Consider the following 9,460-nt stretch of genomic DNA (forward strand, 5'->3'; position numbering starts at 1 on the left):
ACGTCGAGCAGCAGGAAACGGATGCCGGCACAGAAGTGGTGGAGGTAACCCCAGATCAGGGCCAGCAGAACCAGCTTGACGAAGCCGCCGGACAGGAGCGCCGAGAACTTTGCGAAACTCAGTTCGGAGGTGACGCTTTGCTCGAACAGGTACAGGACGAAAGGAAGAAGGAGGAACATCATGGCACCGCTTGCGCGATGCAGGATGGACACCTTGCCGGCCCAGGGCAACCGGTAGCTCGCGATCTGCGAGATACCGATATTCCGGTATTCGGGCCTGGTTGGCTGCGATTTTTCCATGGGGGCTGATTCTCTTCGTTGGATTGATTCGTCGCCTTGGCCTCAAGTAGCATCTCCGCGGTCGTAGACAGCGGGATGTCGGCGAGGCACGATACGCGGCATTCTGGCCCTTCACTGATATACTGTCCAATATCTATCGCATCTTTCTGATATATATAAAACCAGATATCGTATGGAACTGCGGCATATTCGCTACTTCCTCGCCGTCGCTGATGAGCGCAACGTCACGCGGGCAGCAGAAAGGCTCGGCATTGGCCAACCGCCTCTCAGCCAGCAGATTCACGTGTTGGAGGACGAGCTAGGGGTAAAGCTGTTTCGCCGAACCGGGCATGGAGTGGTCCTGACTGAAGCGGGCGAGGCCTTTGCAACGGATGCTAGGCGAATACTCCATGACACTCGCGCGGCCGTAGAGAAAGCACAAAGCGCCGGACGGGGCGAAATCGGGCGCCTCAACATCGGGTTTACCGGCTCCGCCGCGTTCAACCCCGTGGTCTCCAGGCTGATCCGGGCATATCGGCAGGATTACCCCAATGTTGTCCTCACCCTGGCAGAAGGTAATACTTCACAACTCCTCGCCTATCTCAACGATGGCCGGGTCGATGTCGCCTTTGTCCGTTTGAGCGGGCAGTCACCGGCCGGGGTTCAACTGCAGCACATTGCCGTGGAGCCAATGAAGGTCGTGCTCCCCGCAACCCATCCTCTTGCGAAGCGACGCCGGATATCCCTCGACGCATTGGCGGAGGACCATTTTGTTCTGCTGCCTCGCGAAGCGAGTCCTACCTTGCATGACGTCATTATCGGCGCTTGCAAGCTGGCCGGTTTTGATCTCATCGCCGGGCAGGAAGCGCCGCAGCTCTCTTCCGTAGTGAATCTTGTTGCAGCGGAGTTTGGCGTGTCAATTGTTCCTGCCTCTGTTTGCCAGATTCAGGTCGAGGGCGTTGTGTATAAAGACATAATTGGCAGTCCAATCTCTATCCGCCTGGCGCTGGCGTCGAGGATTGAGCCAACACCTGCGAAGACGGCCAATTTTCTGGCGAAGGTTTCGGAGGCTGTGGCTGACGATCATTGAATTCTCCGTTTGACAGCTGGATTCGCGTCCGATGGTGAGCTGCCGCAATGATGGTACTCGCCGGACCGTTACCAGCGACATACGGTCGGGGAATGGCGCCCGCCTGCTGCAAATCCTCACACGGCGCCCGGCGCCCCACTAGCGCCGTCAGCGGCGCCATGCCTGGGCTGGCCGCCGCCAGCGCGCGCTGCTCGTCGAGGATGTCCTGCAGGATGGCATCCGTCGTATCCGGGTCGGCCAGCACCACTCGGAAAACGGCAATCGGGCGGCCACCCCGCTGTGTCGACATCAACAGAGTGCGCGATACAAACGAGTGGCCGGCATCGAGCTGCATTCCTGAAGGCTGATGGTCGGCGCATCCAGCGCGTCTAGGATCTTCTCGCGCCTGTCGGCAGAAGCCGTTGCCAGCGCGGCACGCACGGTCTCGGGCGCATGGCGATAGGTCAGGATGCAATACTGCGGTTGGCTATCGAGTTCGTAGGATGACAAGGACACACACAGCGTCCGGAAATTCTTGACAACAAGATGACCGGTCATATTATACTTGGGCCGGTGCCATAGGTGCACAAACCGAAGCGTTTCGAGCGAATGAGCATCGACGGCAGCTTGCCCGCATGGAACTGGGCGCAGTCGGACAGGCCATTTACATCGCGCCTTATGAACGTTAATGAGCTATCGATATGACCAAGACCCTACTAACCAGCCTGCTTGTTGCGGCCACGGCCACCGTCGCCGTGCCGGAAGTATTTGCGCAACAGCGAAAGGCTGTGGACCCCTATACCCAGGGCGCTAAAACCGAGAAGCCGGATCCGTACACCGACGGCGCAAAGACGGGAAAGTTTGATCCGTACACTGACGGCGCAAACTCGGGAAAGTTCGATTCGTACACCGACGGTGCAAGGTCGTCAACGGCCTCCCGGTTGGTCGATGACAAAGTCGAAACCAAGGTCCGCGCACGCGATCCATATACGGATGGCGCCAGGAGTGGTAAGCCGGATCCATATACGGAAGGCGCGCGCAAAAAACAATGATTGTGGAGACGTCTCATTCGGCACCGCACGGTGCCGAATGAGACTGGGCCATATTCAGCGTGCGTCGTGGCGCTGCCGCGAACGCTGTAATCCCTGGCCCTTGTTCAATTGGCGGCTATCGCCGCCCATAGCTAAGACAGGCCTCAGAGGCAGTCATTCAAGTCATTCAAGCGCGTGCAAGTCGCAGCATCTGTAGTGGACGTTCTATGTCAACAATGAAGAAGAAGTTGTTCGCCGCCATCGCCGGCGCAGTGCTTGCGCCAGCCGCTTGGGCGCAATCGTCCGTGACGCTCTATGGCGTCCTCACCACGAGCATCCAGTACGTCAACCACGCGCAGAACACCAGCAACGGCGTGCTGGCGCCGGGCAGCGGATCGGCCGTGTTCATGAACTCGTCGGGCATTGCACAGTCGCGTTTCGGCCTGCGCGGTGTGGAAGATCTGGGCGGCGGCCTGAAGAGCCTGTTCGTGCTGGAAAACCAGTTCAACGCCGACGACGGCAAGATGGGCAACGGCGGCCTGCTGTTCGGCCGCCAGGCATTTGTGGGCGTGCAGAACCCGTGGGGCAAGATCACATTTGGCCGCCAGTACACGTCCGCGTTCCTGACCATGGGCAGCTTCACGCCGGTGGCGTACGCCGGGGAGTTCGAGCCGTTGGTGGGTATTGCAGGACCGAACTTCCGCGAGAACAACATGGTGCAGTACCAGGGCACGTTCGGCCCGGTCACGGCCATGGCGCATTGGTCGTTTGGCGAGCGATCGGGGACCTTTGCCGTGGGTTCCGCTTATGGCGGGGGCCTGCAGTACAACAGCGGTCCGCTCGGACTGGCCGCCGCCTACGACGAAGTGAAGTCGCTCAATACCGCGCAGGCCGCCGGCACATCGGGCTCGAACGACTATGGCCGCGACATGCGCGCCATGCTGGGCGCCAGCTACCGGCTAGGCCAGGTCAAGATGGTGGCCGGCTATCGCTGGGGCAATTCGGTGGGGCCGGCAACCGGCACGCCGACACTGCTGCCGCATCGCGACGATATGTACTGGGTGGGCATGAACTGGGACGCCACCGCCGCGCTACGCCTGACGCTGGCCTATTACTACGACGACATCAAGGCGGCGCGCATCAACGGCGTATCGACCAACCCCAAGAACCCCCAGCAATATCTGGCGCTGGCCGACTACAGCCTGTCCAAGCGAACCGACGTGTTCTTCGCGGTGAACTACGCGCACAATGCGTCGCTGAACTGGGACAACATCGCCTACTTGCCGAACGGCCAGTCCGTGGGCTATTTGCCGTCGACCTCACAGGTCTACTACAAGACGCCCGATGCCAGCGGCCAGCTTGGCATTTCGTTGGGCATGYGGCACATCTTCTGATCGTCCTAGCTCATATCCTTATTAAAGTAGCAGGTAGCTCGAAAGGCTAAGATTTCCGCGATGACGTACACCTCACTATTTTTTTCGCCTTGCAATTCCGTCCGGAGAAGTTCATGAAGCGTGCCCTCGCATTGATCATCGCAGCAATTTCATCCGGGACTGCTCTTGCCGCAGGACCGTCGGATTCAGCAGATCGCTATGATTACAACATGCGCGCTACGAATAGGGATGGGTATGTTCCTGATGCTGCAAGATCTATGGACAAATTCGATCCATACACCGAAGGCGCCGACAAAAGTACTCGGGCGAATCTGGCCCCGACGAAAGTGAGGAGCCGTCACCCAAAGAGCACCAAGCCACATCGTACTGCCGTCACGGCGGAAAGATGAACAGTCTCGAAGGCCTGTGTTAGTCCGCCGCATCATTGAAATGACACTGGGCGAATTCGCCGCGACGGAACGTCCTACTTCCGCTTGATGGGCTTGGGATTCTTGTTGTGCTGACGGATATAGCGCATCAACTTGCGGTCCCGATCCTTCACCAGATGTGCGGGAAGCCCCGGAGTTTAGTCCGGGGTCGAGAGCACGGACGCCGCAGGCGTCCTAGTGGGACGCTTGCTGTTCCTCAATGTATTGCCGGAGGATATCTATCGGCGCACCGCCGCACGATGACGCGAAATAGGAAGGCGACCACAACACGCCCCGCCGCTTCAGCCACAGATGAGAGTCTCCAAACTGCTGTCGGAGCATACGTGATGACACGCCCTTCAGCGACGCGACGAGATTCGACAACGCCACCTTCGGCGGGTGGTTGACCAACAGGTGTACGTGGTCGTGCTCGCCGTTGAATTCCACGAACTCGGCCCGACAACGAGACCCAGTTCCGCAGCCTCAAGCGGTACTGCAGTCGCCCGAAGGTCTGGTTATCCGGCTTCGACCTGCAAAAACTGAACAATGGCTTCAGCAAGTGCGAAGGCGTCTCCATCGGGTCAGCCACGCAGCAGCAGGGGTGCGAAGAGTTCGCGACACGGCTCAAGCAGTTCAAACGGAAGCGTCTCAACTGGCGCGTGAGCGACCGCAAGTCCCCCAAATACTCGCTGGAATGGGTTCCATTCAAGGCCCGCGCGCTGACGTACAAGAACGGCCAGGTCCGCTTCAACGGCATTAATATTGGGCTGTGGGACTCATATGGCCTGTCGAAATACGAATTGAAGGCGGGCAGTTTCAACGAGGACTCGCGCGGGCGTTGGTATCTCAACGTGGCCGTCAAGGTACAGATCGAAGAAAAGCGCGTGCCGGATGGTGCGTCGGTGCTCGGCATCGACCTTGGCCTGAAGTCGCTTGCGCTATTGCAGTGGCGAAAAATTCGAGCCGAACCAGTGGTATCGCGAGTCGGAAGCGGCGCTGGGTATTGCGCAACGCGCTCGCAAGAAGAAGCGCGTGAAGGCTATCCACGCCAAAATCGCGAATCAGTGCAAGGACGCCATCCACAAGGAAACGTCGGCGCTTGTCAAAAAACATGCAGCAATCTTCATCGGCAACGTGAACGCGAAGGCGCTGGCACAAACGAACATGGCGAAGTCCGCGCTCGATGCCTCGTGGAGGACGTTCCGGACACAACTCAAGGACAAGGCCATCAGGCAGTGCGTGGTGTTCGCAGAGGTCAACGAAGCGTTTTCAACCCAAACGTGCTCGTGCTGTGGCGTTATCCCGCCCGGCAGTCCGAAAGGTAGGGCCGGACTTGGAATAAGGCAATGGACGTGCAGCGATTGCGGAGCGGTACACGACCGCGACACAAACGCCGCCCGGAATATTGCTCGCCTGGGACTTCAGGCGCTTACAGAAGGAATCTCCGGGGTTTAGCCCGGAGAGGAAGTCAATGAAGTGGTAGTTCAACTGTTCGCTGAGCAGTCGCCCCGCTTCTCACAGCTTTGTTTCGCTATCGGAAAGTTGACAACGCTATGGAATCAGTGACTGAAACGTTCGGCCGACATCGTCTTGACGAGCAGTGCTGCAGCAAACATCTGAATAACGGCCGCGGCGATGAAGCTTCCCGAATAGTCGCCCGTTGCGGTTTTCGCTAACCCAATCAACCAAGGAGAGGCGAAGCCGCCGAGGTTTGCGAAAGTGCTAATGAAGCCAATCGCAACGGCTACAGTTGTTGGCGTCAGCAGCCTTGGGGGAAACTGCCAGAACAGTGAAATGGCTGCCCCCATCGCACCAAGTGCTAGCGCGAGGAGAACAGTGGTGAGATACGGATGGCCATGCCACGCGAAGGTCACCGCCACAAATGAGACGGCAATGCAAAGCGAAGAAAAAACAAAATGGCTTTGGACTGATCTCTTTCGCGATGCGCTAGTGGAAATGGCAATGGTGATCAGGGCACCGAGGATGCATACCACTGCTGAAGCGGTACCGATGCTTCCGTAGTTGGTGAACCCTGACAGCTTGAGAATCGTCGGCATGAAGAAGACCAGTGCAGCATTTGCGTAAAGCGTACAGAAATAGACTGCGATCAGCAGCCACACGGCCCTATTTCTAATAACCTCAAGCATGCCTTCATTCTGCGCTGGCGCCTTTGCCTCACTGCGCAAGTCCGAGAGCATCAACGCCTTTTGCTTGTGGGATAGCCATCGCGCGGACGACGGATCGTTGGACAGCACAAAGGCGGCGACCATTCCAAGGATGACGGTCGGCACCGCCTGCACAAGGAACATCCACCGCCATCCAGCGAGGCCCATGTTTCCGCCGAGATGGTCGAACRCCACTGCCCCGGAAAGTCCGACAATAACCGGTGCCAGTGCGGCGAAAGACTGAAAGACCCCAAAATTCCTAGTGCGGATCCTCTCGGGAAACCAATATGTGAGGTACAGGATTACCCCAGGGTAAAACGCAGCCTCAAAGATACCGAGCAGCAGCCGCAAGGCGTAGAACTCTGCCGGCGTGTGAACAAACATCATTGCAAAGCTGGCCGTTCCGCAGCCAATCACGATCGCAGAGATCATTCGCTTCGCACCAACTTTCTTCAAAAGGAGCGTTCCCGGCATGGCGAATGCAACGTAGCCGATGAAGAAGATGCCGGCACCGAAGCCGTAGACCGCCTCACTAAAGCCGAGATCGGAGAGCATCTGCAACTTCGCGAACGCGATGTTCGCGCGATCCACCCAGGCCATCAACCAGATCATGGACAACAGTGGGATGATCCTCCAGGTGGCAGTAGAGTACGCGACCGTGAGTTCGGACGTGTCGGTCTCGCGGGAAGTGGCTGATAGGCTGTCAACATGTGCGTTCACAGTTTGTCTCCTGGTATTGCATTTTTTACGCGAAATGATTTGGCCGAAGCGTCGGACATCATGCCCGACGTTTCAGAGGGAATCAGACAAGAAATCCGACTAACTCGGCCGCAAACTGCTATGAAAATTGAAACTGCGAGCCGTGACCGGAATCTGGATATCGTGGTGAGTTTGCGATCTCGACGACCGAGATCGCGCCAGGTACGTTCGTCCTGCTTATCTCGGGGTATTTTTCGCGGCATGGGCTGCCGCCCACAACGAGCCGGGATTGATCCGATCGGGGTAGAGTTCCAGCATGTTGTCGTAAAGCTCGCGCGCAGTCGTAGTTTGGCTATTCACGCGCTCGAAATCCATGATGTATTGCCGCGTCGCTCGGATATGGCGAGGGCTGCTGTCGGGGTCGAGGGGGCCATGGCCAGCAATGACGTATTTCGGGTTCAGTGCCTCGATCTTGTCGATCGCTGCGAGCCAGGCTCGACGACCGTCTTCGTCCGACTCCCCAAGGTAGGGGTGCGTGCTGTTGTAGATAGCGTCTCCGGAAATTAGGAGTCCGATGGACGGTACGTGAAGTGCGGTTGTGTTGTCAGTATCCGTGTGGCCGATGTCCACCACGCGCAACTCGTGCCCTTCCAGGTCGAACGTATTTCCGGTAAGCACCTCCGCTGGAATTAGCTTGGGAGGAACTTGCCCTGGGAAGCGTTTGCTCCAAACCTTATCCGTCTCTTCGTCTCGGATTAACTGATGCATTGCTTCAACGACCTGCAGCGGTGCGATTGCCCGGGCATCTGGGAAGTGCTCGCGCATCTTGGCCAACCCGAAGAAGTGATCAGGATGCCCGTGCGTGATATAAATGGTCTCAAGATGCCGATCGTGTGCTTTGATCCAGTCGATCATTTCCTGAGTGTGTCCGTCGCTCAGGAAGGTGTCGATCAGGACGGCGTTGCGCTCGCCGTAGATCAGCGTGACTGTGTTGGCGACCCAGGTGAGGTCTTCCTTGCCCGGCGGAACCCCTTGGGTGGCGCTCGCACGCCGCTTAACCAGCAGTTCCCATTTCAGAGGCGTTGCGGCGATGCTTGATTCGTTCATGATTTGCTCCGAGTGCTTGACGATGTGGTGCTTGCGAGTATTCAGGCTTGCTGCGGGAAGAGGTGCTCCGTGAACCAGTTGGTGGCTGCGCTACAGGCAGCCGCCGATTGACCCAAGTACAGGTCATAATGGCCGCCGGGAAGCAGTACGAGTTTCTTTGGCTCCAATGCTTGCTCGTAGGCAGCCAGCGCGAGGTCGGTCGGGGTGGCCTTATCCTCGCTGGCGACTACCAGCAGCAAAGGCGTTGGTGAGACTCGTGAGATCCACGTTCCCGGTTCGTACATGCGGGCCCATCGCGTGGATCGGATCGTGACTTTGTTCTCCCAGGTTCCTTCTGGCATCGGCTGAAGATTGAAGTCGATGGCATCTTGGGAACGATAAGCAGCAGGAGTTGCCGGATCAGCACTTGCTAATGCCTGGTGCCGGGGAGGTTCTCCGCGAAGCTGGGCGCGCTCATCCTCGTTAAGCGCCTCTTCGAGTGCCGGCAAAGCTTCTGCGGATACCCGCCTTAAACCTTGCACGTAGCCACTGATGGTCGGCACTTGAGCGACCACAGCCTTTAGTCGACGATCGGTCGCGCCGAGCACGATGGCATGACCACCGGCGTAGCTGGTGCCCCAGAGCCCGATTCGTGACGAATCGACCGCGGGGTGGGATTCCAGGTACGAGATGGCACGGCGCCAGTCAGCGATCTGCTGCCACGGGTTGATGTCTTGGCGCGGCTCACCGCCACTCGCGCCAAAGCCTCGGTGTTCGTGTACAAGGACAACGAAGCCAGCTGCCGCGAAGGCTTCGGCGAACTTCTCTAGGGCATGGTAGCGCGTGCCGCCGTATCCATGCGCCATGGTGATGGCAGGATGAGGCCCCTTACCATCTGGCAGGAAGAGCCACGCAGCGAGTTCGATCCCGCCTTCTGCGGGAAAGTTGACGTCGATCTTTGAAGACATTAGCGGGAAACTCCAAGAAAATGCTTGCGCGTTGCGCGCATGTGGGGAAGGGGTAGAGGCGTTCATCAGCCGCCTTTCTGGGGGCGCAATGGCACCCGTGGTGGCGTTGCAAATTGGAGACCAAGGCGGGCCGCTTCGTAACACCATCCTTTACGTTTGGGTCAGTTGACTACAGAACTATTTACCCTGACATTTCAGCGTGATTGCGATGACGGCCTGCTAGTACACCCGGCTCACACTGTTGCCCGGACCTTCAAACGAGAACGACCTGGAGGATGACTTCAGTCGCTTCTTCGAGCGGCGTGACACTCTTCTCCGCTTTCATACGCAGCATGGCGCCCTCCCAACTGTTGAGAACGAAGT

10 protein-coding genes and 1 pseudogene are annotated in these 9,460 nt (G+C 58.1%); 5 read left to right on the forward strand and 6 right to left on the reverse strand.

The window, feature by feature from the left end:
• On the reverse strand, positions 1-299 hold a 299-nt coding region (gene sdhC, locus AC1DO7_RS36100), incomplete at its 3' end, for a succinate dehydrogenase, cytochrome b556 subunit (RefSeq protein WP_441619844.1).
• Positions 300-471: 172 nt separating this feature from the next.
• Here sdhC and AC1DO7_RS36105 point away from each other — a divergent pair.
• Positions 472-1,368, forward strand: coding sequence for a LysR family transcriptional regulator (locus tag AC1DO7_RS36105; protein WP_441619846.1), 897 nt, complete (start codon positions 472-474; stop codon positions 1,366-1,368).
• 288 nt (positions 1,369-1,656) lie between these two features.
• Here the strand turns inward: AC1DO7_RS36105 and AC1DO7_RS36110 are convergent, their stop codons facing one another.
• A complete protein-coding gene (locus tag AC1DO7_RS36110) occupies positions 1,657-1,905 on the reverse strand; it encodes a hypothetical protein (protein ID WP_441619848.1) in 249 nt (82 codons plus the stop codon).
• A 143-nt stretch (positions 1,906-2,048) separates the two neighbouring features.
• On the opposite strand from AC1DO7_RS36110, the gene AC1DO7_RS36115 reads away from it, so the two are divergent.
• The 3 genes from AC1DO7_RS36115 (at position 2,049) to AC1DO7_RS36125 (ending at position 4,161) form a co-directional block, all read left to right on the forward strand.
• A complete protein-coding gene (locus AC1DO7_RS36115) occupies positions 2,049-2,399 on the forward strand; it encodes a hypothetical protein (RefSeq protein WP_441619850.1) in 351 nt (116 codons plus the stop codon).
• 215 nt (positions 2,400-2,614) lie between these two features.
• Positions 2,615-3,772, forward strand: coding sequence for a porin (locus AC1DO7_RS36120; RefSeq protein WP_477117216.1), 1,158 nt, complete (start codon positions 2,615-2,617; stop codon positions 3,770-3,772).
• A gap of 113 nt (positions 3,773-3,885) precedes the next feature.
• Positions 3,886-4,161 (forward strand): hypothetical protein, encoded by a 276-nt coding sequence (locus AC1DO7_RS36125; protein WP_441619854.1) that lies wholly within the window; start codon positions 3,886-3,888, stop codon positions 4,159-4,161.
• Positions 4,162-4,374: 213 nt separating this feature from the next.
• Here the strand turns inward: AC1DO7_RS36125 and tnpA are convergent.
• A pseudogene (gene tnpA / locus AC1DO7_RS36130) lies at positions 4,375-4,635 on the reverse strand (IS200/IS605 family transposase); the annotation flags it as partial.
• 477 nt (positions 4,636-5,112) lie between these two features.
• Here tnpA and AC1DO7_RS36135 point away from each other — a divergent pair.
• A complete protein-coding gene (locus AC1DO7_RS36135; RefSeq protein WP_441619855.1) occupies positions 5,113-5,634 on the forward strand; it encodes an RNA-guided endonuclease InsQ/TnpB family protein in 522 nt (173 codons plus the stop codon).
• Between the two features lie 104 nt (positions 5,635-5,738).
• Here AC1DO7_RS36135 and AC1DO7_RS36140 read toward each other — a convergent pair whose 3' ends face one another.
• The 3 genes from AC1DO7_RS36140 to AC1DO7_RS36150 all read right to left on the reverse strand — a co-directional run bounded on the left by AC1DO7_RS36140 (position 5,739) and on the right by AC1DO7_RS36150 (position 9,097).
• Positions 5,739-7,064, reverse strand: a complete 1,326-nt coding sequence (locus AC1DO7_RS36140; protein ID WP_477117215.1) for an MFS transporter — start codon at positions 7,062-7,064, stop codon at positions 5,739-5,741.
• 216 nt (positions 7,065-7,280) lie between these two features.
• Positions 7,281-8,150 carry an MBL fold metallo-hydrolase gene (locus AC1DO7_RS36145; protein WP_441619859.1) on the reverse strand — a complete coding sequence of 290 codons (870 nt, stop codon included), beginning with the start codon at positions 8,148-8,150 and terminating at the stop codon, positions 7,281-7,283.
• 41 nt (positions 8,151-8,191) lie between these two features.
• Positions 8,192-9,097: an alpha/beta hydrolase gene (locus AC1DO7_RS36150; protein ID WP_441620018.1), complete on the reverse strand. Its 906-nt coding sequence runs from the start codon at positions 9,095-9,097 to the stop codon at positions 8,192-8,194.
• Positions 9,098-9,460 lie beyond the last annotated feature (363 nt).

This window comes from Cupriavidus sp. 05N40, assembly GCF_056397305.1.